This window comes from Arthrobacter sp. D3-16 (genome assembly GCF_054408515.1).
In genome coordinates, this window is sequence record NZ_CP096437.1 from 982,554 (window position 1) to 1,008,902 (window position 26,349).

The following is a 26,349-nucleotide window of genomic DNA, read 5'->3' on the forward strand; positions in this document are numbered from 1 at the left end:
GGAAATGATGCGCTCGCACTTCCCCTTCCGTGCCCCTTTCCCCACTTGTAAGATGTGGACCGGAGAGCCGGGAAGCCTGGTCGGCCCGCATGCGGAAACGACTGCGGCATGCCCCTGGTAACCGCCTCGGGCGTGATTGCTGCGACCAAGGAACTGACCCTGCCATGCATCCAGAATCATCTCCCATCATCTCCACCACGCGACTTGTAAAGAACTTTGGGCGGACAGCCGCGCTCGCTGGCCTGGACCTGTCCGTGATGCCCGGGGAGGTCCACGGCTTCCTGGGCCCCAACGGTGCGGGAAAGTCCACTACCCTCCGGATCCTCCTGGGCCTGATCCGCCCGACGTCAGGTACGGCCCGGGTGTTCGGCATCGACCCGTGGGCTGAACCGGTGCGGGCCCACCGGGACGTCGCTTATGTCCCCGGAGACGTGACACTGTGGCCGAACCTGACCGGCGGCGAGGTCATTGACCTTCTGGCGGGGCTGCGTGGCGGCGCCGATGAAGGCCTCCGCCGGCAGCTCATTGACGAGTTCGACTTCGATCCGAAGAAAAAGACCCGGACCTACTCCAAAGGCAACCGGCAGAAGGCGGCCCTGATAGCGGCGTTTTCCCGCCCGGCCAGGCTCTACCTGCTTGACGAACCGAGCTCGGGCCTGGACCCGGTCATGGATGCCGTGTTCCGCCGGCATGTCCGCCGGGTCAGGGAAGAAGGGGCCACCGTACTGCTGTCCAGCCATATCCTGGCCGAGGTGGAACAGCTCTGTGACAGGGTAACCATCATTCGGTCCGGGGCCGCGGTGGAGACCGGGACCCTGGCCGAGCTTCGGCATCTCACCCGCACCCGCTTCCGGGTCACCTCCGCAGCGAAACCGGAGACACTGTCCGCGGTACAAGGCATCCACGACCTTCGCACCGACGGGACGGCCCTGGAGTTCGACGCCGACACAGCGGACCTCGGGTCCGTCCTGGATGCTTTGGCTGCAGCCGGCGTCACGGGCATCACTGCAGCACCCCCCTCCCTGGAGGAGCTGTTCATGCGCCATTACAGCGAACAGCCCAACCCGCGAAAGAGCGGGGTTCGGTGATGGGCGCCGTCGTTCGCCTTGCCCTGCTGCAGGCAGGCAGGGACCGCGGCGTCCTCGCCGCCTGGATCCTTGGCATCGCTGGTTTGGGTTTCGCGGCAGCCACCGCCGTCACCACACAGTTCAGTGCGGACAGCGATCGGGCCGCCCTGATCGCAGCGGCTGCCGCCAGCCCTGCATTCCTTTTCCTCCGGGGGCTTCCGGACGGCATCAGCTCCGGGGCGGTCACCTTCTTCCAGGGCTATTCCTTCACCGCAGTGCTTGCGGGGCTGATGAGTACATTCCTGGTGGTAAGGCATACCCGTGCGGAGGAGGACCAGGGCCGCTTCGAACTGGTCGGCTCCACCCCCGTCACGCGGGTGGCGTCCCTGTACGCAACCCTGCTGCTCGGCACCTGCGCCAACGTCGTCCTTGCGCTAACTGTGGCTGCCGGTTTCATCGGGGCGGGGCTGCCGGTTGGCGGATCGTTCCTGGCAGGGGCAGCTGTGGGGGCTGTTGGGCTGTTCTTCATGGCGGCCGGAGCGTTGATAGCGCAGATTATGCCCTCAGCACGGAGCGCCAACGGTGCAGCGGCCGCGCTGGTTGGCACGGCATACCTGATTCGGGGCGCCGGTGACGCCCTCGGCACAGTCGAGGCGTCACTCCAGCACGTCACCCCCGCGTGGCCGTCACTGTTTTCGCCCATCGGCTGGGGCCAACGCATGAGGCCCTTCACGGATACCGACGGGTGGCCGTTGCTGGTCATTGCCGCCGGGGCAGTGGTCCTGGCGGGGGTTGCCGTGGTGCTCCGCCGCGGCCGGGATCTCGGTGCCAGCTACATCGCTGCTGACGAGACAGGGCCGGGACGGGCCGGAGCCGGACTGGCATCCATGCTGGGGCTGGCGTGGCGGCTGCAGCGCGGAAGCTTGGCCGGCTGGTGCTTCGCTGCTGCTGCGCTGGGAGCGGTGGCCGGCGGGCTGGGGCCAGTGGTCCAGGATGCATTATCCGGCAACCCGGCGTTAATGGAGCTGATGAACCGGCTGGTTCCAGGCGGCGCCGGCATGACGGATCTTTTCACTACCGCAATGCTGGGTATGGCCGGAATCCTCGCTGCCGCGGCAGGCATCCAGGCGGTCCTGCGGCTTAGGGACGAGGAATCCGAGGGACGCGCTGAGCTGCTGCTGGCCGTGCCGGTGTCACGGGTCCGCTGGCTGGCCGGCACCCTTGCCGTCGGGGCAATCACGACGACGGCCGTTGCCGTTGCCGCCGGAGCCTCAGCCGCCGTCGTACTCGCCCTGACGCAAGCGGGCGGAAGCAGCCCAGGGCTGGTTCTTCCGGCTGCACTCGCGCACGTCCCTGCGGCGCTGGTCTTCCCCGCCGTGACCGCGCTCGTGTTCGCCCTTGCGCCTAGGTGGAGCAGTTCGTTTGGCTGGGGCGCCCTGTCCGCCGCGCTGGTCCTTGGACAGTTCGGGGAACTGCTCGGGCTGCCCGTCTGGCTTCAGGACCTCAGCCCGTTCCGGCATTCTTCGGCTATGCCCGTGGAAGCCTTCCAGCCGGAGGCCGCCCTGCTGATGGTTGCCGTCGCCATCGCAGCGTCGGCAGCCGCCAGCCGCTTAGTGCGGGACAGGGACCTGACGGCCTGACGGCATCATCTTGAACCGAGGCCAAGGCCGGGCAGCGGGATCAGAGCAGGCTGGGCTGGCTCGAGAGGATGTAGTCCACCGCTGCCGGCCCTTTTATGGACAGTCCCGGCCATTCATCACGGCCGGCGCCGCGGTGTTGCTTGATATGTCCCTGCTGGTCCATGGCTGCCCACAGGGAAGCAGTCGAGCCGGGCTGCTGTCCATTGAGCAGGCACCAGCTGACGTAGACGCCGTAGATGTCGTCCTCGCGAAGACCTGGTTGCCTTTCGGGGTCCTGGATGAGGCATTCCGAGAGGAAGCGGGTGTAGTTCGGAACGCTCATGACTGTGCTTCCTTCAGGTCTGTGAAGCTCTGCGAATGTTCGTGCGGAAAAGTCCCGCGCAAGCGATTCGTAAGCAATCCCTATGAAGGATGGGTCAGTCTTGATAAATGTCTTGGCGGCCGGACCCCACCGGCCATCCCCTTCTGCCTTACTGTTGTCCGGCCCGGCCTGCCTCTGTCTCACGGACGCGTTGCGGGACGAGCACCATGTCGTCGATTTTGGGCACGGCATGCCTCAGGCGGTGCCCGGCTGCTTCGGTGAGGTTTTCAGCGGTAGCCAGGGTGACGCCGTCGTTCACCAGCAATGTGGCGGCGCCCTGCAGGCGGTGGCCTGACCACCGCAGCTGCAGGCGCGGTACTGCGAGTACACCAGGGGTGCCCTCGAGGGCCTTTTGTGCCGTATCCAAAAGGTCCGGCTCGACCCCGTCCATCAGCCGCCGCCCGATGCTGCGGACCGTTCCCCATAAAAGGACGAGGATGGCTGCGGAGATCAGCAGGCCGACGATGGGGTCTGCGAGGGGGAAGCCCAGCATGACCCCCACGGCGCCGAGTACCACGGCCAGGGAGGTGAAGCCGTCCGTGCGGGCGTGTACGCCGTCGGCAACCAGAGCGGCGGAGCCGATCCGGCGCCCCACCCTGATGCGGTAGACGGCGACTGCCTCGTTCCCTGCAAATCCAATCAGCCCGGCAGCGAAGACCCACCACAGGTTGCTCAGCGGCTGGGGGTGCAGGAGACGGTCCACAGATTGCCAGGCTGCGACGACGGCTGACAGGGCAACGACGGCGACGATGAACAGCCCGGCGAGGTCCTCCGCCCGGCCGAAGCCATAGGTGTAGCGGCGGGTGGCGGCGCGCCGGCCCAGGATGAATGCGATCCATAGCGGGACAGCTGTCAGCGCATCCGAAAAGTTGTGGATGGTATCCGCCAGCAGGGCCACGGAACCGCTGACCAGGACCACCATAAACTGCAGGACGGTGGTCAGGAGGAGAAGGAGAAGGCTGATTTTCAAGGCCCTCACGCCTTCTACGCTGGCCTCCATGGCGTCGTCGATGGAGTCGGCGGCGTCGTGCGTGTGGGGAACAAAGAGTTCCACCAGCCAGCCCTTGAACCCGCCGTGGTGATGGTGGCCGTGGCCGTGGCCGTGCCCGTGCCCGTGCCCGTGCCCGTGGCTGTGCTCGTGCCCGTGCTCATGGCCGTGGTCGTGGCTGTGGCCGGGGGCTGGATCCGCGTGCCGGTGGGCGTGCCCGGGGCCACTCATGAGGCAGCCTTCGGGTGGCGGCGGTGGTGTGCGGGCTCTCCGCCCAGGGCGTGCTCAGCTTGGTACACCGCGTCAACCACCAGCTGGCGTGCGTGCTCGTTCTCCAGCCGGTACAGAACTTTTGTGCCGTCCTGCCGGGTGGAGACCATCCGGGCCAGCCGCATCTTGGCCAGGTGCTGCGATACCGCCGCCGGAGATTTCCCGACGACGTCGGCCAGGGCACCGACGGCCATCTCGCCGTCGCGCAGGGCCAGGATGATGCGCACCCGGGTCGCATCGGCGAGCATCGCGAAGACTTCAACGGCGAGCTCCACGTACTGGCTGTCGGCACTCAGCGAGCAAGCGCTGTTATCTGCATTCATGCGCACATTCTGCCACAGCTGGGGGCAAGCCGGGTTTCAATGTGCTTCTGGCCTGATGACCGCCGGTGCAGGACCAACCTGCGGCGGCAGCCGGTACCCGCTCAGTAGTCGAAATGCGTCAGTACGTTCGGGTCCTGGGACACGGACGCCACAATGGTCGCCGCGACGTCACGGAGCTTGATGTTGCGGCTGCTGGAAGCGATGCGAAGGATCTTCATCGCCGTTTCCTGGCTGCAGCGGTTCTGTGCCATGATCGCCCCGACGGCGATATCGATGGTGGTGCGTGACTCCATCGCCGCGGCAAGGTTGTTGCGGTCATCCACCAGCTGCGCCACCCGAACGGCCATCCGCAGGGCTTTGGAGGCCTGCATGGCATAGGCCTCGGCCTTGTCGATGTCCTCCCCGCTGAACGCGTGGGTGCTGGTGGAGTAGAGGTTCAGCCCGGCATGCGATTCGCCCTCGAGGGGGAGCGGGACTGAAAGGATGGATCCGATTCCTTCGGCCCAGGCAGCCCTGCAGTAGCGGGGCCAACGCTGCTCGTCCCTCAGGTCGGGAACGTGCACCGTGGCCTTTTCCCTGAGGGCCGCGAGGCAGGGCCCGTCGCCGTGGCCGTACTGCAGCTCGTCCAGGGCAAGGACGGAGGGTTCGCTCGTGGCCACGGTGGTTGGCTTTTTGCGCCGCATCAGCGTGACGCCGCAGAGCAGCTTGCTGTGGGTGGAAAGACTGGCCGCGGAAAGCGTGGCGAGCTCCGTCAGGAGTTCCTCCACGTCAGCGGAACCCAGAACGAGGTCCTGGAGGTGATCGGCCACGCTGTTGTCTTGCTGCGTGCGGTGGTCCTGGACCATGCAGCCTCGTTCCTGTAATGCCCTGGACAATGACCGTGAAAAGGTGCACCGCACAAGACCGCGTCCCGCCTCAGCGGCAGATGTTCAGTTTATCCTGCAAAACCGCAGGCAGCACTGGCTCAACACTCCTCCGTTGAGGTCGACGGCGGCATCCTACCCGGCAGGGTACGGCGTCTGGGTGAGGGAACGGGCGAGGTGGGCGGCATTCGGGCGGCTCCCGCGGTGGTTGCAGCCACCTTTTCGGGGACGCTGTCCAGGTCCTTGTAGTCCACCGTTTGCATGGCCTCGCCCACCCAGTACGTGGCGCCCTGGGCAGGGATGGTGAAGCCGACGTCGTTCAGCGCCTGCTGCGTGTCCGCCACGGTCTTGTGCGCGCCGTCTTCGTTGCCCATGTCCACCTGGACGCCGGGCATCACGTTGAAATCCACCACCCGCAGGGAGGAACCGCCCACGCCGTGGCTGGCCAGTTCATCCAGCACGTGGCGGGCCATGAGTTCGCTGCTGGACGGAGCGGGCGATGGTGTCAGGGAGCAGATAAGAGCCAGTGCGTTGAGGTCAGCCATCGGTCATCCTTTGTGGTCGATTCTTCCTTGATGCCGGGGAGTGGTTCGGGGCGGACAGCACGGCGGACTGCCGCAGATTCTCCGTGTCCGGGCAGGGAAATATGGCGGCGGTCCGAACCGCGGCTGCGCCCGGTGTCCTCGAACACATCTTGCGCGATAGATAGCAAGTGTGCTTAGTATTTAGTTAGTAACCTTACTTACTAATTCATCAGGCTGGGTTTGAAAGTCCAGCTGCCAACCAGTGGAAGCGAGTGACGATGACGGAGAACCAGTGGCCTGAGGCTTCTGCCCGAAGCCATCTCGACCCGTACGGGAACGCAGCACCGACGAATCCTTCCGCAGAGCCGGAAACCTACGTCACCAAGAAGGACGCAGCCAAGGAAGAGACGTCGAAGATCGCCGGGCAGGCGGCCGGTGCGGCCCAAAATGTGGCGCAGACCGCGAAGCACGAAGTCGGAAACGTCGCATCCGAGGCAAAGGCCAGCGCAAAGGGCCTCCTGCACGAGGCGAAGTCAGGCCTGGGCAACCAGGCCGGCGCACAGCAGCAGAAGGCCGCTGATGGCATCCGCACCATCTCCAGCCAGCTTCAGAACATGGCAGATGCCCCGGAGCAGAAGGGCATCGCCAGTGACGTGATCCGGCAGGCTGCGGACCGCACGGCCTCGGTTGCTTCCTGGGTGGAAGGCAAGGACCCCCGGGAACTGTTGGAGGACGTGCAGTCTTTCGCCCGGCGCAAGCCGGGGACGTTCCTGCTCCTGGCTGCCGGCGCCGGCATCCTCGTGGGCAGGCTGGCACGCGGTTTGCAGCCGGCCCCGGCCCCGCAAGCGGCAATTCCGCCCCGGCCGGCACAGGCGCCGGCTGCCGCAACAACCGGCACCGCAACGCCTGCTCCGTCCTGGGGCGAGGAGTCGGTCTACCAGAACCACGCCACCGCGCCTGCGGCCTACGGCGAGACCATCTACGGGGAACCTGCCCGGCCGGCCTACTCGGGCACGGAAGCAGGCGGCGTCCCGCTAAGGGACCTGGACGATCCGTACAGCGAGGTCCGCGGCGCCGAGCGCCAGCCGTAACCGGTCAGACCTGACGTCCGGCATCACGACCACCAGCCCCACCAACCAAAGGACCAGTGTCATGAAGAAACTGCTCTTTGCCTTGCTCCCGGGCATCATCAGCCGGGTGCTCAAGGCCCGAAAAGCCAAGCAACTCCGCGCCGCCCAGACCCGGCCGCCGCGGAACCGCTTCTAAAGTTTGTCCTCAAGCAGCACAAAACCAGTAACAAAAGGAGAAATACATGCTTAGCACTGAGAACCTTTCTGCACTGACCACTGCCGGCGGACACGTCGTAGGATCGGACGGAAGCAAGATCGGCTCCATCGGCCAGATCTACGTTGACGACCAGACGTCCGAGCCCACCTGGGTCACGGTGAAGACCGGGCTCTTCGGATCCCACGAATCCTTCGCCCCGCTGGAAGCGGCTTCGCAGGACGGCAACGATATTGTCATTGCCCACACCAAGGACAAGGTCAAGGACGCACCCCGGGTTGCTCCGGACGGCCACCTGGAGCCGGAAGAGGAAGACCGGCTCTACACGTACTACGGCCTCAACGGGCACAGCGGTAACGGCTTCGCCGGCGGCAACGGTTTCGCCACCGGCACCGCCGAGGACACCGTGGGCCACGGGACCGTCGGGCACGACACCTCCGGCCCCACCACCGATGACGCCATGACCCGTTCCGAGGAGCAGCTGCACGTCGGCACCCGCAAGGAAGAGGCCGGCCGGGCACGGCTGCGCAAGTACGTCGTCACCGAAAACGTCACCACCACCGTCCCCGTGCAGCGTGAAGAGGTCCGCCTGGAGCGCGAACCCATCACGGACGCTAATGTCGGCGCCGCCATGGACGGCCCCGCCATCAGCGAGGAAGAGCACGAGGTCATCCTCCACGAGGAGCGCCCGGTCGTGGAAAAGGAAACGGTCCCTGTGGAGCGCGTGCGCCTGGACAAGGAAACCGTGACCGACGAGCACACTGTCAGCGAAGAGGTCCGCAAGGAAAACATCGAGCTCGACGGCGACGGCCGCACCCGCCGCTAAGGCTCACCACCGGGATCCTCACTGATTCCCCTCGCACGGCCCGTCCTCCATTCCGGAGGGCGGGCCGTGCTTTTGCGTGCGGGTTGCATCCCGGGCAGGACCGGAGCTGGCAGGGCCCCGCAGCTGGCTACCAGGATGCGGGGACAAATCCGGTAACCAGCGTGCCGAGGCGGGCAGCTGCTGTCAGCTCCAGGTCAGTCTCCGTGAATGTCAGGTTGTCGCCGCTGATGACCAGGACCCGCCCTGCGCCGGCAGCTTGGAGCCATGCGGCATCAAGGCCGTTCCTTCTGTCCAGCTGCTGGGAACACATCAGGAGTCCGTCAACATGCAGCTGGACCACTCCACCACCGGCCATGGTGCAGGTGCAGGTGTTCCGGGCAGGGGCTGCCCGCCGCAGGATGTCGCTGTAGCTGGCGGTGAAGGACATCTGGAATCCGTGGTTGAGCAGGACCGAGACCAGCGCCGACGTTTTCTCCCTGCCGGGTTCCCCAATAACAACATTCGGAAGCAGGGTGTAGGCCAGCACGGGAATGTGTTCCTGGCCCGGCCCGCCCCCGCTCAGGACCAGCCGGGCACCAATGGAGGTGACCTTGTCCACCACCGCAAATTCTTCACGCACAGTCAGCCCGGGCTCCTGGCACTGCAGGTGGCAGATAACAGGATCGAAGGTGAAGGACGTTCTGCCCTCCCGATCGCGGCTTTCGGTGATGATCACCGTCAGGGACAGGTCGGCGCCGGGGCCAAGAGGCAGCAGGCAGGCCCCGCAGCGGCTGGCCGCAGCTTTGACCGCTTCGATGTAGTGGGCAGTGTCCCTGCCCTTGAAGTCCTTGAGTCGTCCGTCCCAGGCGACATTGCTGATGAAGGGCACGTTCCGCAGTCCAATCCGTGACGCGCTCCAGCGGCGGACGGCACGGGTGGGCTGTTCACGTCGGGGAGCGGGAGACCTGGCCGCCGGGCCCGGCATCGCATGGGGGGTGCGATGCCAGGCCCGGCGCACTGACCGGAATGAGCTATGGGGGCTTAGCTCCCCGGCCAGATAGCTAATCTTGAAGCCGATGCCTTGCGGAAAACCTAGAACGCTGTGCAGGGGAGGCCACCAAGGAAATTCCAAGCTGCTCACCGGTTCAGGAGTGGGACGAGGAATTCAGGGCATCCCGTTGAGTCAGCGGTTGTCCCGCTGCTTTTCGGCCTCTTTCTGGGCTTTCTCGCGCTGCTCTTCGGCCTCTTTCTGGGCTTTCTCCCGCTGCTCCTCGGCTTCCTTCTGGGCTTTCTCCCGCTGCTCCTCGGCGTCCTTCCGTGCCTCTTCCGCCTGCTCCTGCTGGTCCTCGGTCAGCTGCGGAGCAGTCGCAGGGGCCGCGGGCGACGGTGCCGGCGCGAGGGATGCATCCAAATCGCTCCTGATGGTGCCGATGGCAGCCTCGATCCTGTTCTGGCGCTGCTGCGTCATCCTGCCCTGCTCCGCAGCCGTTGCCACCTCCTGGCTCAGCTGCCCCAGCTCGGCCAGCGCCGCGGGGAAGTCTTGCTGCGCGGCCCGCTCCTTCGCCGCAGCAACCCGCGTTTGCAGTTGCGCCGCGACAGCATTGTCCAGATCCGGTTGACCGGCGCAGGCAGTCAGGAGCGACATGCCGAGGGCGCCGGCCACCGCAGCGGTCAGCATTCTTCGCAGGGGAGTGAGGATCATGGCGTGACGCTTTCTTCCAGTTCCTTGAAGTGCTCGCCCAGCTGCCCCGTGATCGCTGGCCCGGGCGTTTGCACCGGAGCGGGCGCCGGCCGCTGGAGCGTGGTCAGCAGCAGGACCAGGAGGATCACGACGACGGCGGCCACCGCAGCCAGGACCCACAGCCGGCGGTTCCCGGGGCGTCCGAGTTTTTTCCCCAGGCGCTGCCGGTCAGGCGCCGGCTGGGGCGAAGCCGGTGAGCGTGCTGGCATATGCGGGGCAGGCTGCCATGACGTGGCGTTGGTGGCCTGGTTCTCTGGCATGGCCGGGAGGCGGGCGCCCTGCCTTGCGGCCGGGCTGGCGGACCCGGGCTTTCCGGCGGCCCCCGCGTCCAGGACTCTGGTGGCCGGGTGCGATGCTGCCAGGGCAGTTTCAACTCCGTGCGGTTCTTCGGCCGGCAGGGACCAGCCGACGGCGGTGCCCAGCGTGGCTCCGACGCTCGCCGCGTCAGGCCGGTCCTGCGGATCCCGGGCTGTCATTCTGGCAAGTAGCGATGTCCACTGCGGACCAAGGGAATCGGGAAGGCGCGGGCCGCGGGAGAGCCGGGCCACGGCGGCCTCCAGCGGCGGTCCAGGAAACGCCACTGTTCCGGTGAGGGCCTCGAGCAGCACCAGGCCCAGCGAGTAGATGTCCGCCGGCGGTCCCACCGGGTCGCCGCTGGCCTGCTCCGGACTCAGGTAAGCGGCTGTGCCGGGGACCATATTGGTTGCGGTGACCCGGGCGCCGTCGAGCATTCTCGCGATGCCGAAGTCAGCGAGCTTGGGCCGGAGGGGCGAACCGGCCGCGTAGCGGGTGAGGAGGATGTTGGCGGGCTTCACGTCACGGTGCACTACGCCGCGGTGGTGGATGTACTGCAGGGCCTCAGCCAGTTCCGCTCCCAGCCGCGCAGCTTCGGCACCAGGCAGCGGTCCGGCTGCAAGATGCCGGCGAAGATCTGTTCCAGGAACAAGCTCCATCACCAGGAAGGGCACTTCCCGGTGGCCGCGCAGCAACGTCCCGGTGTCGAAGAGCGTTACCAGGCCGTGGTGGTTCAGCTGCGCCAGCATGCGGGCCTCTGATTGCTGCCTGGCCAGTTCGTCTGCGCCGGTGACGTCATCGCGGAAGATTTTCAGTGCAACGTCCCGGTCCAGGACCAGGTCGGTTCCCCGGTAGACACTTCCCATGCCGCCGTGGCCGAGCACTTCGCCCACCCTGTAGCGCCCGCGCAGGATGGTTCCGGCCAAACCGGTGTCCGTCTCTTCGGTCATGCGCGGGCTTTTCGTTTCACCCAGCCCCACGCCGCAGTGGCAGCGAACAGCACCAGGCCGATAAGCGCGAGCCACAGCAGGCCTTCAATGATGAAACCCAGGATGGACAAAACAAGCCAGATGACAAGCAGCGTGATGATTAGTCCCATGCCCGAATACTAGCCGCAAAGGGACCTGGCGGGCCGGTTTAGGAGTTACTGTCCGAAACCGCTGAGCTGACGGCCGTGGGGCTGTCGTACTCCTTGTCGGGGATGGCTTCAAGGGCCTGGATCACGTTGTTATCAGCGCCGGAGTCCTTTGCGCTGGACAGCAAGGCGTCACGGCTTGCCGGATAGTCCACACCGCCGAGGAACTTTTGAATCTGGATCGGGTTCGGAGTTTCTGCCATGGTGCCAGTTTCCTTTCTGATCGGTTCTTATGCCCTCGGCTCCTTCTCTGAAAAGGGCCGCGAGGACTTCATCCTAGGCATGGACGTTCCGATAGGAAAAGAGTGGTTACGGCTGCGCCGAATCTTTCGTCAGCCAAGCAAGCGCTTCATCCTTGGACGTGAAGAACCGGGTGGGGTGGTCCGGATGGTGCCGCGCCGTGTAGAAGCCGGCGATGGCTTCGTCCACGGCGGAGGTGCCGACGATTGCTGCGCGGGTGAGCGGCCAGGAGGAGGCGAAGGCTTCCTGTGCGCGCCGGTCAATCCACGTCATGCCGGTCATTTCGACCAGCAGCGGAAGCGTCCGCCCTGCACTGAGGGCGCTGGCACGTTGCATCAGCGCTTTCGCGTCGCTTTCCCTGACCACGGCACCGGGGGCCCACTTCAAGCAGAGGATCTGCCCGCAAAGCTCGATGGTGCCGATGATTTCGTCATGCGCGTCATCTTCTTCCACGGACTCTCCTAACGCCCCGTCTTCGGGGAAGTGCCGGATGCCTTGCTGTACCCGTTCTGCTCGGAGAGCCACTGCAGGGCTTCCGGTTGGCTGGTGAAGTACGCGGAGGGGATGGGGGATTGCCGGGCGAAAGCCGCAAGCACGGTGCCCATGGGATGGTCACCCACGAGAGCCACTACCGAGAAACCCCGGTAGGCGATGATGCCTGCCCGTGCCTCCGGGCTCAGCCCGGTCACGCCGGTGATATCCACGAGAATGGGCAGGACCTGCCCGCCGCTGAGTCCCTCCAGGGTGCGGGCAGCCTGGGCGGCGGTCTCGTAAGTGACAAACACTCCCGGCCGCCAATGCAGCCGCAGAAACCCGTCTTCGTGCGACGCGGTAAACGAATCCATGGGTTCTACTGTGCTGGTATCTGTGGGAAAGCGCCAACCCTGGCACGCGGACATGTCCACGGACGCCGTTCCCTCACCGTTAACCTTCCTGCCACCCTGCCCTTCTACTGTGCCTGGGAACCGGAATCAACAAGAGGGAACGCAATGTGCACCGCAGACAGGGAAACAACTACAGCCAGCCGCAGCAGGGACCTGGCCGACGCCGAGCTGGAGACCATGGGTTTGAGCCGGCGGCGGATCCTGCAGTCTGCAGGCATCCTGGCTGCGGGCACGGCAGCCTCAGCCGTCGTCGCACGGCCGGCCGCGGCCAATCCTGGCGGTAACGATCCACAGCTGACATGGCTCGTGGGAGACCACCACGTCCACACCCAATACAGCCACGACGCCAAGTACCTGATCAAGCAGCAGCTGGATGCCGCCGAATCATATGGCGTGGACTGGCTGGCGCTGACGGAGCACAGTAACTTCGGCCATGCCAACAACGGCGGCGCAGCCAACTCAAACAAGGAGATTCAGGCGCAGCGTGCTGCACGTCCGGACCTGCTGATCTTCCAGGGTCTCGAGTGGTACATCCCGGGGGCCGAGCACGCCTCCGTGCTGGTGGCTCCGGGAGCCAACGAGGTGAACCTGCTGAGGACCTTCGAACTTGTCTGGGACGGCAAACTGAACCAATGGGAGAAGCCGGCCCCGGGAACCGCGCAGGTGGAAACGTTCGAACGGAAAGCAGTGGAAGCTATCGCCTGGCTGGCGGAACAGCGCCGCTCCGGCTACATCGACGACGTCGTGGCCCTCGCCAACCACCCCATGCGCCTGGGCATTGATTCGCCGCACGAACTGCGCGCCTGGCGCGATGCCGCCCGCGACGTGATGATCGGGATGGAAGGTGCCCCAGGAGCGCAGGGGTCCGGGGTCAGCCAGTTCGCCAGGGCGGGGGACCAGCGCGGCGAGTACACCAACAACCCCACCCAGTTCAGCTTCCCGGGATACCCCGCGGACGCCTTCCGTCCCTACGGCGGCTTCGACTGGGCCGCGGCCACCGTCGGCGGTGTGTGGGACTCGATGCTGGCCGAGGGGCTTCCGTTCTGGATCACGGCGAACTCGGACAACCACCTGACGGTCAAGGACACCTGGAAGACTGGCCCCTACCCGGCCGAGGAGCCCTACCTGAGCCTGCCCAATGAATTCGACCGCTGGTCCGTCACCGGCAAACGACCGGACCCGTACGATACGGGCGAAAAGCAAGGCGGCAGCGACTATTGGCCCGGGCAGTTCAGCCGCCTCCACACCGGTGTCACCGAGCGTTCCTACACGGGCGTGCTGGACGCCATGCGGCAGGGGCGGATGTGGGTGGACCACGGGCACCTGCTGCAGGGCCTGGAGGTGCGGGTGCGTGAGGCGCGCGGCAACGGTAACGGACGCAACGGCGTCACGCTAGGTTCGCGGCTCAGCGTAAGGCGGGGCGCCGACGTCGAAATTTCCATCACCATTACGACGACGGACTACCGCAACTTCGCGGGGGTCCTCCCCAAACTGGCCCACGTGGATGTCATCGGCGGTCCTGTTACCGGCCCCGTGGCAGACCGCGACCTGCTGCGGGCTCCGGAAACCGCCGTCTGGAAGCAGATGGACGTGTCGGGCCGCACCGGCACGTTCACCATCAGCCACGTTCTCAAGGACGTGCAGGAATCCTGCTACTTCCGCCTCCGCGGCAGCGACGGCAACCGGCATGGCGCGGGCTACTACGGAACCGCCGTTGATCCGGCCGGCCCCCTCCGCCACGGCAACAACCTCGGCGACGCTGACCCTTGGGCAGACACGTGGTTTTACGCCAACCCGGTGTTCATCGACGTGGCCTGAACGCCGCTGCTGGCCTCTCCCCAAGCAATACAAGGTCGGCAAGTGGCCGTAGCCTCCAGTTGCGCCTGTGCAGGTATGGCACCGGCGAAATTTAGAGTACTTCCTACGCATGCAGGTTCTGGCCAGTTCTCCTAGGGTCCTTGTACAAGGTGATACTCCGGGGAAGGGGCACAGGGTGGGAGCGGATCAGACCCCGATCTTCCCCTCCGGGCGGCGGAAGCGCTGCCTGACCGTTCGGGTTTTCCCGCTTGCCGGGGTGCTGATGGTTCCGCTCGGAGGCAGCCATGGCCCGTAGTACAGACCGCGCTGCCAAGGCGCCGGCAAACGAAGCGAATGCGTTGCACGCCGGAATTCGCGGCAGCGTGAAGCCTTTATGCGAGAAGATATTCTTTAATTACGCCACGGTCGCGCCTATGAGCCAGAGCGCTTATGAAGCGGCCCGCACCTTTATGGATGACTTTTATCAGTACGGGCCGCCGGAAGTGCTGCATTATTGGGATTTGGTGGCAGAGGACATGGCTGCCGAAGCTGCCCGGCTGATTAATTGCGCGGCTGAAGAAATCACTTATCTGAAAAATACGTCCGAGGGCATTATTATCGCGAGCGATGCGCTGCCGCTGCGGCGCGGCGACGAGGTGCTGGTACTCGGCAATGAATATCCGGCCAACCTGCTGCCCTGGTTGCGTAAGCGCCAGGACGGCGTAAGGGTGAAGGTAATAACCGGCCGGGACAGTGAAGCCGCGTTCCGGCGTTTGCTCGAGAGCATCGGCCCGCGGACCAAGCTGATAAGCATGTCCTCAGCCCAGCGCTACGACGGTTTTATGCCGGACCTGGCCGTACTTTCGGGACTGTGCCGTGATTTGGGCATCTTCCTGGTGATTGACGCTGTCCAGCACATCGGCGTGCGGGCGATCGATGTAGTCAAGACACCGGTGGACATACTCGTCTGCGGAGGCCAGAAGTATCTGCGTGCCGGCATGGGCATCGGCTTCATGTACGTCAGCCGGAGGGTCATGCCCGCCTTGCGTGACAGCAGGGTTGGCATCCGCAGCATGGAGCATTTCGACGAGGATTCCTACGTTCTGAGAGATACGGCTGCCCGTTTCCAGGATGGTACCCAGAACATCACCGGATTGGCCGCGCTGCACGCGGCGCTCCGGGAAATCAATACTGTCGGCATGGACGTCATCGAGCGAAAAAACCTTGCGATCCTGGAGGGGATCAAGGTGATTCTGCGGGAACACAGAATCGATTTCATCGATTGCGGCGCTCGTCAGAGCAACATCGTCTCTATGCGGACGGCTGATCCTTCCGCCCTGTTCAAGTTTTTGATGGAACGGGGTGTCTACATCAAGGTTGTTCAGGATGTGGCGCGGGTGTCATTCATTCATGAATCCAAACTGGAAGATTTCGAAGTCCTGGCCCGGCTTGCGCGTGAATTCCTAGGCGGTGGCAAAAACTGCGCTGGCGGAGCCGATCGGGGATTGCCAGAGCCGTCAGAAGGCAAGGTTGGGGCAAACGGGCTTAGGCTGTCTTCTCTCCTACCGACCATTTGACCTCGGGCAAGATGATGGACCGATCGATGTTGGCCTTGTAGCGGCCAGCAAACTCAAGCGTGTTAGCCATCTCTGCCTGAAGCCGGGCTTCCTTGTTGGTGTTAGTGGCTTTAATGGCCTCATGTACTTCCACCTGAAGATCCAGCCCGCCGGTCGGCTCTTGGCGGGGGTTCGTCAGGTAATTGATCTTGGCGGAGGGATCAATATCTGCGAGCTTCTGGGCGATGTCGCGGATGCTCAAGCGGTGAGTGTAGTTGTGCACCACCATATGCTCGCCGGGCTCGACATCAACGTCGGCTAGCTTCAGAAAGTTGTCGGCTGTATCGGCGAGACTGATCAAGCCAGTCTTCTGAGTGCCGTCACCATAGACGGTAAGCGGGTGTCCGATGAGCATCTGGCAGATGAAGCGGTTGAAGACCGTGCCGAAGACAGCGTCGTAATTGAACCGGGCCGCCAGGCCGCCGCACTCCGGCGAATGGTTTTCCGGAATCGTCGCGCCAAAGATGGTGGCCTGCTGGACAGTAATGACCTTCAGGCCCCACATTTTGGAGCAGAGGTCATCGATCAGGAAGTCGGCAATTTTTGACTGATGGTAGAAGTCCGTGGCCTGCATCGGCAAGAAGGCCTGGAGGACCTTGTGCTGCGTTCCGCAATGCTCGAAGGTGAAGTCGGTTTTATCAAGCGGGACATAGTCGGTGGCAGTAGCCATGTAGCAGCCGCCGGAGCCAAGTTTGATGTATGTCGTAGCTTTGCTGAGGTGCGCGATGGCCCACAACACGTTGAGGTGACCGGCAACATTATTCGAGAACGTAGCCGCGGCGTTCTTGGCGCTGCTCATGGAATACGGCGCGGAGGGCTGCTGGGCGGCGTTGATGACGACGGCCGGCCGATGCTTTGCAATGACCTTCTCGACAGCCTCGGAGTCCAGGAGTTCGACTTTTTCAAACGACAGGTTCTGCCTGCCGAAGATCCGCTCATATTCGGCGACCCGGCGCTTGGGGCTCTTCAGAGGCACCAGGACCTTGGCCCCTACCTCCTTTTCCCAGCGGCGCTTGACGAGGTTATCCACTAAGACGACCTGCCGGTCCGTACGGCTGGCCATGGCCAGCCCCAGCGTCCAGCCCAGATATCCGTCGCCGCCGAGAATCATGACGGTATTGCCGTTCAATTCATTCATCGTTCCAGCCCATATAAGTAATTCCGGATTTACGAAATGCCTTGGCAGGTGTTGTGATTTGCGAATCTAGAACAAGCACTGATGAAAGTCAATGAGGCTCTGGCTGCTAGCCCCAAATACGTTGCAGGCGGCGCGACAATGACCTGTTGTTCTCTGTTGGCAGGGCTGGAATTCCCGCCAAAAGCGGGGGTCCCATACGGCTGGCTGGATAAGCGGGTTATCGGTTTAGGTTATTTTTCACCTCAGGCTGTCCCACACCGCTAATGGTGATGCGGCGTTGCGGAAAAGGGTGGGGAAGGTGATGGGGCGCCCCAGGGGGAGGGGTGGGCGCTTGACGGTCCGGAACGCTTCCGCATATCCTGAACGAACGGTCGGTAAATAATTCGGCACGTCCCAGTAGGTCTTTGCATAGGAGCAACCATGGCAGCGCAGAACTTGCAGTCAGTGCCAGCTGAGCTATCCCCGGAGGAGCTCTCGGCGGAAGAAGCGGCAGCCCAGGCCAACTTTGACCGGGTCATGGCCGAGGATTCCCGGATCGAGCCCAAAGACTGGATGCCGGCGCCCTACCGCAAGACCCTGCTGCGCCAGATCTCCCAGCACGCGCACTCCGAGATCATCGGCATGCAGCCGGAGGCCAACTGGATCTCCCGCGCCCCCAGCCTGAAGCGCAAGGCCATCCTCATGGCCAAGGTCCAGGACGAGGCCGGCCACGGGCTGTACCTCTACAGCGCCGCCGAAACCCTTGGCCAAACACGGGACAAGATGATGGAAGACCTCATCGCCGGCAAGGCAAGGTACTCGAGCATCTTCAACTACCCTGCCCTCACCTGGGCAGACATGGGTGCCATCGGCTGGCTGGTGGACGGCGCCGCCATCTGCAACCAGGTCCCGCTGTGCCGCGCCTCCTACGGCCCCTACGGCCGCGCCATGGTCCGCATCTGCAAGGAAGAGTCCTTCCACCAGCGCCAGGGCTTCGAGATCCTCCTCGAGCTCTCCAACGGCACCCCCGAGCAGAAGCAGATGGCCCAGGACGCCGTGAACCGCTGGTACGCCCCGGCCCTGATGATGTTCGGCCCGCCGGACGACGATTCGCCCAACTCCAAGCAGTCCATGGCCTGGAACATCAAGCGCTTCAGCAACGACGAACTCCGCAGCCGCTTCGTGGGCATGATGGTGGAGCAGGTTCGGGTCCTGGGCCTCACCCTCCCGGATGACCAGGTCCGCTACAACGAGGACACCAAGAAGTGGGAGCACGGCCCGCTGGACTGGTACGAGTTCCAGGAAGTCCTGGCCGGCCGCGGCCCCTGCAACGCCCAGCGTTTGGAACGCCGCAGGGAAGCGCACGACGACGGCGCCTGGGTCCGCGAGGCAGCGACCGCCTATGCGGACAAACAGCGGGCAAAACAGTCAATGAAGACAAAGGAATACGCAGCATGAGCCCTCACGGCAACCCGGAAGTTCCCGCCAGCTCGGCCACAGAGATCAACCGCGACGCGCAGAAAGTCCCGGCCGAGCCGGAGGCAGCCGCCACCGAGGCCAAGGCCGCCGCAATAACCCCGGCCTCGGAGAATCAGGTTCCGTCGATCAAGCCCGCCGCAGACCGCGGCGCCTGGGGCCTGTGGGAGGTCTTCGTCCGGTCCAGCCGCGGCCTGAGCCACGTCCACGCCGGGAGCCTGCACGCACCGGATGCCGCCATGGCCCTGCGCAACGCCCGCGACCTCTACACCCGCCGCAACGAGGGCGTCTCCATCTGGGTTGTCCCGGCAGAAGCCATCGCCGCCAGTGACCCGGACGCCAAGGGATCGTTCTTTGAGTCGCCCCAGGGCAAGGACTACCGGCACGCCACGTACTACACCAAGAGCGAAGGGGTGAAGCACCTGTGAGCACCCCTGCCTCCAACACCGAAACCACCCGGACCACTGAGAACTCAGGCCACGGCGACATCTCCACCGGCGTGGCTGCCCCATCGGGAAGCGGCGACTCCAACGCAAGCGCCACCCGCATCACCCCCGGCAACGCCCTCCGCCCGGAAGACATCGCCCTCGAGGTCCGCACCGGCCTGGCCAAGCCGTCAGAGGACGTCGCCGAATACGCCCTCAGGCTCGGCGACGACGCCCTGATCCTCGCCCAGCGACTGGGCCACTGGATCTCCCGCGCCCCTGAGCTGGAGGAGGACGTGGCCCTAGGCAACATCGCCCTGGACCAGCTGGGCCACGCCCGGAGTTTCCTCAGCTATGCCGGCGGCGCCTGGGAGAAGTCCGAGGACGATCTCGCCTACTTCCGCCGCGAGCACGAGTTCCGCAGCGTTCAGCTTTTCGAGCAGCCCAACGGCGACTTCGCGGTGACCATCGCGCGGCAGTTCATCGTGAGCTACTACCAGTTCGAGCTGTACCGCCGGCTGACCGAATCAACCGACGCAACGCTCGCCGCCATCGCCGCGAAGGCCGTGAAGGAAGTGGACTACCACCGGGACCACAGCGCCCAGTGGATCCTCCGCCTGGCCGGCGGCACCGAGGAATCCCGCAGAAGGATGATCCACGGCCTGCGCCTGATGTGGCCGTACGTCAACGAACTGTTCCAGGACGATGACCTGACGCAAAGCCTCGCCGAGGCGGGTGCCGCCGTCGCGCCTTCCAGCCTGCGGGAGGACTTTGACCGGCTCACCGGCGAAGTCCTGAAAGAAGCCGAACTAGAGGTGCCGGACGTCCCAGCGGCCCCCGGCGGCGGCCGGTACGGCAAGCACTCCGAGCACCTGGGCTACATCCTGGCCGAAATGCAGGTCCTCGCCCGCGAGTACCCCGGAGCGAAGTGGTGACCACACAGGCCATGTACATCTCCGACTTCGAAACCAGGACGCGGACACCGCGGCAGACGGCGTGGGACATCGCCGCCACCGTCTGCGACCCCGAGATCCCCGTGCTCACCATCGAGGACCTGGGCATCCTCCGGGACGTGCAGGTGGCAGAAGGAAACGTCAGGGTCACCATCACCCCCACCTACTCGGGCTGCCCTGCCATGGACGCCATCCGTGACGACCTGAAGGCTGCCTTCGCGAAAGAGGGCTTCACAGACGTCGAGGTGGACCTGGTGCTGGCTCCGGCCTGGACCACGGACTGGATGACCGAGGCAGGCAAGGCGAAGCTGCAGGAGTACGGCATCGCCCCGCCGTCGGGCAAGGCAGGAGCAGCCCGCCACGCCGGCCCCATCCGCCTGAGCATGGCCGTGAAATGCCCGCAGTGCGCCAGCCTGAACACCAGGGAACTCACCCGCTTCGGCTCCACCTCCTGCAAGGCGCTGTATGTGTGCCAGGACTGCAAGGAACCGTTCGACTACTTCAAAGTGCTGTAAGGAAGCCCCATGCCTGTTGTCCGCCAGACCGCCGCAGAGACGGCGCAGGCCACCGGCCGCCGTCGTCCGTCCTTCCACACCCTCGCCGTGAAGGAGGTGCGCCGGCTCACCGAGGATGCCATCGAGGTGGCCTTCCACGTCCCCACAGAGCTCGCCGGGCAGTTCGACTACCTGCCCGGCCAGTACGTGGCCCTGCGCACCAAACTGCCCGATGAGACCGGCGAGCTGCACGAGGTGCGCCGCAGCTACTCCATCTGCGCCGAACCGCGCAGCTTCGCGGACGGCAGCAGCGAGATCCGGGTGGCGGTGAAGAAGGACCTGGGCGGGCTGTTCTCCACTTGGGCGAACGCCGAGCTGAAGGCCGGGGACACCCTGGACGTGATGAGCCCGATGGGCGCGTTTGTGTCCCGGCACGGCCGCGACGGCCAGGCGGTGGAGCAGAACCGCATGAACTCGATGAACAACCCGGAGGAGCTGGCGGGGGACGTCGCCTCCAACGGAGAGGCCAGCTTTGTGGCCATCGCCGCCGGCAGCGGCATCACCCCGGTGATCGCCATCGCGCGGACGCTGCTGGCCGCCAACCCGGAGAGCCGGTTCGACCTGATCTACGCCAACAAGGCCGCCATGGACGTGATGTTCCTGGAGGAGCTGGCGGACCTGAAGGACAAGTACCCGCAGCGGCTGGCCATCCACCACGTCCTGTCCCGGGAGCAGCGGATCGCGCCGCTGCTCAGTGGAAGGATCGACGCCGAGAAGCTCCAGCAGCTGCTGGGCACGGCCATCCACGCGGACGACGTGGACGAGTGGTTCCTGTGCGGGCCGTTCGAGCTGGTGCAGCTGTGCCGGGACACCCTGGCCGAGCGCGGCGTGCAGCCGGAGAATATCCGGTTCGAGCTGTTCACGAGCGGCAAGCCGGACAAGCCGGAGGGGCATGCGGGCCGTCCGGTGGTGGTGGACGAGTCCAAGGAGACGTACAAGATCACGTTCAAGCTGGACGGCCTGCAGGGCGAGGTGGCCAGCCCCACCCATGCTCGCGAGTCGGTCCTCAACGCTGCGCTGCGCGTCCGCCCGGATGTGCCGTTCGCGTGCGCCGGGGGAGTGTGCGGCACGTGCCGGGCCAAGGTGGTCACCGGCAGCGTGACCATGGACGAAAACTACGCGCTGGAGCAGGATGAGCTGGACAAGGGGTACGTGCTGACCTGCCAGAGCCACCCCACCAGCAAGGAAGTCACCGTCGACTTCGACGTCTAAGTCTTTTCAACTTCAAGGAGTTCCATGATTTCCCTCTCCATCAACAATGGCGTCGCCGAAGTGGTCCTGAACGCACCGCACAAGCTGAACTCGCTGGATGAGCAGGCGCTGGCGGATTTGTCCCAGGCGTACGACGACGCTGCTGCCGCCGCCTCCCGCGGTGACGTGCGGGCGCTGCTGCTGAGGGGAGAGGGCCGCGCCTTCTGCGCGGGCCGGGACATCCAGAACGTCACGCCGGAGAGCGACGACGCTGCCGCGTATCTGGGCGGGCTGGTGGAGCCGCTGCTGAAGAAGATGAGCGCGTTCCCGGCTCCCACGTTCGCGGCGGCCCACGGTGCCTGCCTGGGCGTGGGGCTGGGGCTGCTGCTGGCCACGGACGTGGTGTATGTGGCGGAGAACGCGAAGTTCGGGTCGCCGTTCGCGAAGCTGGGGGCCACGCTGGATTCGGGCGGGCACTGGTACTTCACGGAGCGGCTCGGGATGCACCGCACGCTGGACCTGATTTATACGGCCGAGCTGATGAGCGGCACCGAGGCGGTGGCGAAGGGGCTGTTCAGCCGTGCCATGCCCGCGGACGAGCTGCTGGAGACGACGCGGGGGATCGTCTCTCGGGTGGCTACCGGCGCCACGGGTGCATTTGTCACCAGCAAAGAGCTCGTGGCACACATCCGTGACCAGCGGCTGGGCCTGTGGGAGGCCATGCAAGAGGAGAACGCTGAGCAGGCGCGGCTCTGCAAAACGGACGATTATGCCGAGGGTTTTAGGGCTTTCCAGGAGAAGCGGGAGCCTAAGTTCACCGGTTTCGCTGGCTGAGGTTGTTCAAGCTCAGAGTGTCTAATTCAGAAGGCCCCCCGATACCCCCTTAGTCTCGAACCGCATACACGGCAGCTGCCGCCCTCCGGGATGGAAGGCGGCAGCTGCCGTGCTTTAGGTTCGGGCGCTTAATCCCTTAGCAGCGGTTGGCCCGCTGGTCCGAGTTTGAAGGGTTGTTGTAGCAGGTCCCGCCGGAGCTGCGGACGCTGGTGGTCACGACTGGAGCTCCCGGGGCTCGGGTATCCATCACAAGCGGATCAATGTTTTGACGGGTCACGGTGACAACAGGCTCTGCGGGCGCGGTCGCCGTCGAAAGCTCCTGACGGGTTTCGCCGTCCTTGGCTGTTATCACCGGTGCCACCGGGGTGCACACGATGTCCGATTCCTCGGCGCCGGGACGGGTTCCGGTGGTCACCACCGGAGTGCCGGGAACCACAGCTTCGGTCACTACTGGAGTGCCTGGAGCCGTTGACGTCGTCACTGCCGGCGTGCCGGTGGGAGTCGGGATGTCGGTGCCGCGGGGGAAGTCGAACATGCTGGTCGTGGTAACAGTGGTCCGGCTCGTCGGCTGAGTGGTGGTCGCCGTCCGCTCCGTCTGCTGAGTCGTCATCGTGGCGATCACCGTCTGGTACGTCGTGGTGGTGCATGATTCACGCTGCTGTGTGCTGGTGAAGACCTCGGTGTACGGCGTGGTGGTGGTGATCACCGTCTCCCGCTGCTGGGTGGTTGTGGTGACCTTCTCCTGTGGGGTGGTAGTCGTGGTAACCACCGTTGTGGGGGTCGTCGTTGTGGTCAGGACGGCCCTCTCGCACCTCTCGACGGGCCGCGCTGCCCGCTCGTTGTTCACCCTTTGGCAGTTGGTGGTGGTCGGTGACTCCGTGCTCGTCGGGGTGCCCTGGTCCGTCCGCGTTGTGGATGTCGGGGTGCCGGGAACAATAACGTCAACGTGCGCAGGCTCGCCGGCATTGCGATCCTCACGTGTTACCACCGGCGTTCCTGCGCGCTCGGTCCGAACCTCAACCGCGTCACCGACATTGCGTTCCTCGGTTGCCGCCGTGGGATTTGCTTGCCGGGCCGGAAGCGACGTGTCCACGGTGACAGGGGCGCCCACGGGGCGGTCCGCACTGAATGTGGTCGTCGAAGCCCCTGATGGAACATCGGGACCCACGACGGGTGTGACGACTGTGCACCTTGCATTGTTGCCGGCGCCGCTGAATGTTCCGCCCATCGCTGTGCAGGCGGCGCGCTGTTCGTTTGGACCAGCGAATGCCGGTCCGGCTGGTGCCAATACGACGACAAGTCCCAGCGTCGTCGCGGCCACCAAGGAAGATAAACGCATCATTGACTCTATTCTTCGGGATGGACCCGCGCGAGCGGGATCCGGCGACCTTAGCAGCCTGACAACGCGTTGGAGCGGGATCGGAGTGCATAACAGGGACTCGAGTACTGTGCTGGACACAAACAGGTATTTGCCCCGACTCAAACAGGTAATTGGTGCCAACACCGCAGCTTGGAAGAAAGCCACGTTCTCACACTGCTCTTGGATGGCTGAAGAGAACGAAGAGCAGCCACGGCTCTGCAAACAGAACGATTCCGCCGACCTAAGTCAGTATGTGGCCTCTTTCGCGTTTCCGCAGGTGAAAGCGCTTTCAGAACAAAAAACTAGATCTTGACCCAACCTTGCGGGTTGGTTGCAGGATTCTTAAGCCTCGTCCGCGAGAGTAGATAGAGCCGGGAAAACGCCCGGCCTATCCCCGCCGCCGGTCTTCAAGGACCGGCAGCGGCTGAAGACTACATCCGGGGGCGTCATTGTCTGAGGTTTTGAACGAAAAAGGCACGAGCGGCGAAGAGAGCGGCTTCAGCCGGCGCAGGGTAGTCAAAGGAGTGGCGTGGTCAGTGCCCGTTATCCTGACTACCGTTGCGGTCCCTCCGGCATCTGCGTCGCCCGGGCCGACGGCGCCGCCAACCACGTCGTCAGCATCCGGCTCATTCACAACCGGAACGCAAAACATGCTTTCATCATCGGCTACAGGCCACGATCGGACAGGCGTGCCGGTACCTGCAGCCTTGAGTCTTAAGGACCTGGGTGGAGTAATTGGTTCCATTCAGGTTCTGATTACCATCGCCCCTCAGTCTGCGGCGTCCACTGCCCCTGCCATCTCCTTTTCAACGGTTCGCGTGGGATCCACTACCTTGACCTTCACGCCTCCCTCACAGGGCAACACGTTCAGCGCTAATTTTTCCCACACCTTGCCCGCGGGTGCCACAAGCCTCGAATTTCTGCTAGGCGGCTACACCTACAGTGGCCGTAAGCAGGATGGTGCCACCTATGACGTGACCACCCTGATCACATTCCAAGAACGCGGGGCGACCAAACAACTGAGGCCGAGCTCCACGATTACCCTCGTGAAGTCGTGACCACGAACGTCATTTGGCGACACTCGCGCCAGGTCGCCAAGGTGCGTACTAAATCCATGTGCCGCGTCGCCCTGCTCCACCTCGACGCAAACCAACCCGTGGTCCTCGAAGGCACGGCGGCAACCATCTGGGAACTGATCGACGGACAACGCACAGAACAGTCCATCCTCGCGGAACTCGAGGCCACCTTTGAAGACCAGTCAGGGCAGATGCAGTCCCAGGTGGAACAGTTCCTGGCCAGCCTGGAAGCCCAGCGCCTGATCGAGGCCGACCGCGACGCTTCGCGCTAACAGCTTGAGGTCCGGGGGGATCATGGGGAACGTATTTTTGGCGTGGGAACAACGTCTGTTCGACGAATTGGCAAGAAGCACTGAGCTGCTGACCCTGGAGGTCTTGGGAACACAGTTCGCTGTTCGCTGGGGCCCTGCGGTCACGTTGCAGCAGCGGGAGAGTATGAGACTGGCCTGGGGACGGTGCGCCAGCAGCCGCAAGCCCCTGCTTCCGTCGCTGCCGATAGAACCCTCGGACGATCAGCCATTCACCGCTTCCGTCGCGTGGAAGTCGGATAAACCCGACGACGGTATGTTCCAGCTTCAGGCCGCCTCCTTTGAGGAGCTGGCTGAGAACCTCACGTCCCGGCTCACGGTGACGGCAATCCTCGCCAGGGCAGGTGAGCTCACGATGCTCCACGCCTGCGGAGTGGCGGAGCCAGTAACAGGGGCGGTAGTGGCGCTGGTTGCGAAGTCGGGAACGGGCAAGACTACCGCCGCTTCTGCGCTGGCGCGGACGTATGGCTATGTCACGGACGAAACCGCAGCCATCTCACCTGGCGGCTCGGTGGTTCCGTACCCCAAACCGCTGTCCGTAAGGCAACGGCCCGGGCAACCCAAGCGACAGGTGGGACCGGACGAGCTTGGACTTCAGCCAGCTCCCGCCAAGCCCTTCATCCAGTCCATCGTGCTGTTGGACCGGGTCCAAAGTGACAGTCCCGTGGCTCCGGTGCTGAAGCTGGTTCCGCTGGCCGACGCAGTGCTTGCCCTGATCCCGGATTCGTCCTCACAGGGCGAGATCGAGGAGCCGCTGCAGTCGCTCTGCCGCCTGATCGACAGCGTTGGGGGAGTGTGGCAGGTGACCTACTCGGAAGCCGCAGATCTGCCGGCGGCTCTGGCACCCTTGTTCCAAACACAGCCCCGGGCCGAGCCCGAGTGGGACGCCAGGGCAGCAGAGAACGTCCACACGGGACACATCCCGGCCGGCTTCATCCGCCGCATGGCACCGAAAGATGCCGTGGCCATCGGCGATGACCTGTTGGTGATGCTGGAGAACGACATCGTGCGGCTCAGCGGGATCGGCCCGGCCATCTGGGAAGCGACCGCTACACCAATCAGGCTGGACCAGCTCGCCGAAGAAATCGGAGGGGTGCATGGAAGGCCAGAAGGCTACCGAGACGCCGTGGCCGCAGCCACCGAGCAGCTGATCGAGAAATCGGTCTTGGAACAGGGCAGCAGCTAGGCAGCAATCGCGTGGGGGACCACTCGAAGCAGTACCC

General features: G+C 64.6%; 28 protein-coding genes and 1 pseudogene. 15 read left to right on the top strand and 14 right to left on the bottom strand.

The genetic code is table 11. The features are described from left to right. The first annotated feature begins 164 nt into the window (after positions 1-164). Together M1D32_RS04745 and M1D32_RS04750 are read left to right on the top strand one after the other, a co-directional pair. Positions 165-1,088, top strand: a complete 924-nt coding sequence (locus tag M1D32_RS04745) for an ABC transporter ATP-binding protein (protein ID WP_458781188.1) — start codon at positions 165-167, stop codon at positions 1,086-1,088. Beyond that, the gene (locus tag M1D32_RS04750) at positions 1,088-2,707 is read left to right on the top strand and encodes an ABC transporter permease (RefSeq protein ID WP_458781189.1); all 1,620 of its coding nucleotides are present in this window, start codon (positions 1,088-1,090) and stop codon (positions 2,705-2,707) included. Before M1D32_RS04745 ends, M1D32_RS04750 begins: the two co-directional genes overlap by 1 nt. 40 nt (positions 2,708-2,747) lie before the next feature. On the opposite strand, the gene M1D32_RS04755 is transcribed toward M1D32_RS04750, so the two are convergent. The 5 genes and pseudogenes from M1D32_RS04755 to M1D32_RS04775 form a co-directional block, all read right to left on the bottom strand. Next, on the bottom strand, positions 2,748-3,029 hold the full coding sequence (locus M1D32_RS04755) for a hypothetical protein (protein ID WP_458781190.1): 282 nt from the start codon (positions 3,027-3,029) through the stop codon (positions 2,748-2,750). 148 nt (positions 3,030-3,177) lie between these two features. Beyond that, complete coding sequence (locus M1D32_RS04760; RefSeq protein ID WP_458781191.1) at positions 3,178-4,287, bottom strand: cation diffusion facilitator family transporter; 1,110 nt, start codon at positions 4,285-4,287, stop codon at positions 3,178-3,180. Continuing rightward, complete coding sequence (locus M1D32_RS04765; protein WP_458781192.1) at positions 4,284-4,649, bottom strand: ArsR/SmtB family transcription factor; 366 nt, start codon at positions 4,647-4,649, stop codon at positions 4,284-4,286. The genes M1D32_RS04760 and M1D32_RS04765 overlap by 4 nt, the downstream gene beginning before the upstream one ends. Before the next feature lie 101 nt (positions 4,650-4,750). After that, on the bottom strand, positions 4,751-5,494 hold the full coding sequence (locus tag M1D32_RS04770; RefSeq protein ID WP_458781193.1) for a GAF and ANTAR domain-containing protein: 744 nt from the start codon (positions 5,492-5,494) through the stop codon (positions 4,751-4,753). Positions 5,495-5,647: 153 nt separating this feature from the next. Continuing rightward, positions 5,648-6,057 (bottom strand): annotated as a pseudogene (locus M1D32_RS04775) (hypothetical protein). A 257-nt stretch (positions 6,058-6,314) separates the two neighbouring features. Between M1D32_RS04775 and M1D32_RS04780 the strand changes: the two are divergent. Both M1D32_RS04780 and M1D32_RS04785 read left to right on the top strand, forming a co-directional pair. Next, positions 6,315-7,127 carry a hypothetical protein gene (locus tag M1D32_RS04780; RefSeq protein ID WP_458781194.1) on the top strand — a complete coding sequence of 271 codons (813 nt, stop codon included), beginning with the start codon at positions 6,315-6,317 and terminating at the stop codon, positions 7,125-7,127. A 221-nt stretch (positions 7,128-7,348) separates the two neighbouring features. Further along, positions 7,349-8,146 carry a DUF2382 domain-containing protein gene (locus M1D32_RS04785; RefSeq protein ID WP_458781195.1) on the top strand — a complete coding sequence of 266 codons (798 nt, stop codon included), beginning with the start codon at positions 7,349-7,351 and terminating at the stop codon, positions 8,144-8,146. Between the two features lie 127 nt (positions 8,147-8,273). Here the strand turns inward: M1D32_RS04785 and M1D32_RS04790 are convergent, their stop codons facing one another. The 7 genes from M1D32_RS04790 to M1D32_RS04820 form a co-directional block, all read right to left on the bottom strand. Next, on the bottom strand, positions 8,274-9,014 hold the full coding sequence (locus M1D32_RS04790) for a hypothetical protein (protein ID WP_458781196.1): 741 nt from the start codon (positions 9,012-9,014) through the stop codon (positions 8,274-8,276). 294 nt (positions 9,015-9,308) lie between these two features. Beyond that, entirely contained in the window at positions 9,309-9,827 is a 519-nt protein-coding gene (locus M1D32_RS04795) for a phage regulatory CII family protein (RefSeq protein ID WP_458781197.1), read from the bottom strand. Beyond that, positions 9,824-11,110: a serine/threonine-protein kinase gene (locus tag M1D32_RS04800; protein WP_458781198.1), complete on the bottom strand. Its 1,287-nt coding sequence runs from the start codon at positions 11,108-11,110 to the stop codon at positions 9,824-9,826. The genes M1D32_RS04795 and M1D32_RS04800 overlap by 4 nt, the downstream gene beginning before the upstream one ends. Further along, positions 11,107-11,259: an LPXTG cell wall anchor domain-containing protein gene (locus tag M1D32_RS04805; RefSeq protein ID WP_458781199.1), complete on the bottom strand. Its 153-nt coding sequence runs from the start codon at positions 11,257-11,259 to the stop codon at positions 11,107-11,109. The genes M1D32_RS04800 and M1D32_RS04805 overlap by 4 nt, the downstream gene beginning before the upstream one ends. 38 nt (positions 11,260-11,297) lie before the next feature. Then, positions 11,298-11,498 (bottom strand): DUF2795 domain-containing protein, encoded by a 201-nt coding sequence (locus M1D32_RS04810; protein WP_163167353.1) that lies wholly within the window; start codon positions 11,496-11,498, stop codon positions 11,298-11,300. Between the two features lie 106 nt (positions 11,499-11,604). After that, positions 11,605-11,988: a DUF7793 family protein gene (locus M1D32_RS04815; protein ID WP_458781200.1), complete on the bottom strand. Its 384-nt coding sequence runs from the start codon at positions 11,986-11,988 to the stop codon at positions 11,605-11,607. 8 nt (positions 11,989-11,996) lie between these two features. Further along, the gene (locus tag M1D32_RS04820; RefSeq protein ID WP_458781201.1) at positions 11,997-12,380 is read right to left on the bottom strand and encodes a DUF7793 family protein; all 384 of its coding nucleotides are present in this window, start codon (positions 12,378-12,380) and stop codon (positions 11,997-11,999) included. Between the two features lie 144 nt (positions 12,381-12,524). Here M1D32_RS04820 and M1D32_RS04825 point away from each other — a divergent pair, with 144 nt between their 5' ends. Both M1D32_RS04825 and M1D32_RS04830 read left to right on the top strand, forming a co-directional pair. Continuing rightward, positions 12,525-14,237 carry a PHP domain-containing protein gene (locus tag M1D32_RS04825; RefSeq protein WP_458781202.1) on the top strand — a complete coding sequence of 571 codons (1,713 nt, stop codon included), beginning with the start codon at positions 12,525-12,527 and terminating at the stop codon, positions 14,235-14,237. 284 nt (positions 14,238-14,521) lie between these two features. Further along, positions 14,522-15,793, top strand: a complete 1,272-nt coding sequence (locus M1D32_RS04830; RefSeq protein ID WP_458781203.1) for an aminotransferase class V-fold PLP-dependent enzyme — start codon at positions 14,522-14,524, stop codon at positions 15,791-15,793. On the opposite strand, the gene M1D32_RS04835 is transcribed toward M1D32_RS04830, so the two are convergent. Next, positions 15,762-16,970 (bottom strand): NAD-dependent epimerase/dehydratase family protein, encoded by a 1,209-nt coding sequence (locus tag M1D32_RS04835; RefSeq protein ID WP_458781204.1) that lies wholly within the window; start codon positions 16,968-16,970, stop codon positions 15,762-15,764. The two genes, M1D32_RS04830 and M1D32_RS04835, sit on opposite strands and share 32 nt — an antisense overlap. Before the next feature lie 420 nt (positions 16,971-17,390). Between M1D32_RS04835 and paaA the strand changes: the two genes are divergently transcribed. Genes paaA through M1D32_RS04865 form a run of 6 tightly spaced genes read left to right on the top strand, consistent with a single transcriptional unit; the run spans position 17,391 to position 22,382 of the window. After that, positions 17,391-18,407, top strand: a complete 1,017-nt coding sequence (gene paaA / locus M1D32_RS04840; protein ID WP_458781205.1) for a 1,2-phenylacetyl-CoA epoxidase subunit PaaA — start codon at positions 17,391-17,393, stop codon at positions 18,405-18,407. Next, on the top strand, positions 18,404-18,853 hold the full coding sequence (paaB, locus tag M1D32_RS04845) for a 1,2-phenylacetyl-CoA epoxidase subunit PaaB (protein ID WP_458781206.1): 450 nt from the start codon (positions 18,404-18,406) through the stop codon (positions 18,851-18,853). The genes paaA and paaB overlap by 4 nt, the downstream gene beginning before the upstream one ends. Beyond that, entirely contained in the window at positions 18,850-19,785 is a 936-nt protein-coding gene (gene paaC / locus M1D32_RS04850; RefSeq protein WP_458781207.1) for a 1,2-phenylacetyl-CoA epoxidase subunit PaaC, read from the top strand. The genes paaB and paaC overlap by 4 nt, the downstream gene beginning before the upstream one ends. Positions 19,786-19,796: 11 nt before the next feature. Continuing rightward, a complete protein-coding gene (paaD, locus tag M1D32_RS04855) occupies positions 19,797-20,318 on the top strand; it encodes a 1,2-phenylacetyl-CoA epoxidase subunit PaaD (RefSeq protein WP_458782104.1) in 522 nt (173 codons plus the stop codon). A 9-nt stretch (positions 20,319-20,327) separates the two neighbouring features. Beyond that, positions 20,328-21,569 (top strand): 1,2-phenylacetyl-CoA epoxidase subunit PaaE, encoded by a 1,242-nt coding sequence (gene paaE / locus M1D32_RS04860; RefSeq protein ID WP_458781208.1) that lies wholly within the window; start codon positions 20,328-20,330, stop codon positions 21,567-21,569. A 24-nt stretch (positions 21,570-21,593) separates the two neighbouring features. Then, complete coding sequence (locus M1D32_RS04865; RefSeq protein ID WP_458781209.1) at positions 21,594-22,382, top strand: enoyl-CoA hydratase/isomerase family protein; 789 nt, start codon at positions 21,594-21,596, stop codon at positions 22,380-22,382. A gap of 136 nt (positions 22,383-22,518) precedes the next feature. Here the strand turns inward: M1D32_RS04865 and M1D32_RS04870 are convergent, their stop codons facing one another. After that, positions 22,519-23,724, bottom strand: a complete 1,206-nt coding sequence (locus M1D32_RS04870) for a hypothetical protein (RefSeq protein WP_458781210.1) — start codon at positions 23,722-23,724, stop codon at positions 22,519-22,521. Positions 23,725-24,271: 547 nt separating this feature from the next. Here M1D32_RS04870 and M1D32_RS04875 point away from each other — a divergent pair. The 3 genes from M1D32_RS04875 (at position 24,272) to M1D32_RS04885 (ending at position 26,312) form a co-directional block, all read left to right on the top strand. Further along, positions 24,272-24,460: a hypothetical protein gene (locus M1D32_RS04875; RefSeq protein ID WP_458781211.1), complete on the top strand. Its 189-nt coding sequence runs from the start codon at positions 24,272-24,274 to the stop codon at positions 24,458-24,460. A gap of 381 nt (positions 24,461-24,841) precedes the next feature. Continuing rightward, positions 24,842-25,090, top strand: coding sequence for a PqqD family protein (locus tag M1D32_RS04880; RefSeq protein WP_458781212.1), 249 nt, complete (start codon positions 24,842-24,844; stop codon positions 25,088-25,090). Between the two features lie 22 nt (positions 25,091-25,112). After that, positions 25,113-26,312 carry an ATP-binding protein gene (locus M1D32_RS04885; protein WP_458781213.1) on the top strand — a complete coding sequence of 400 codons (1,200 nt, stop codon included), beginning with the start codon at positions 25,113-25,115 and terminating at the stop codon, positions 26,310-26,312. Positions 26,313-26,349: the final 37 nt, after the last annotated feature.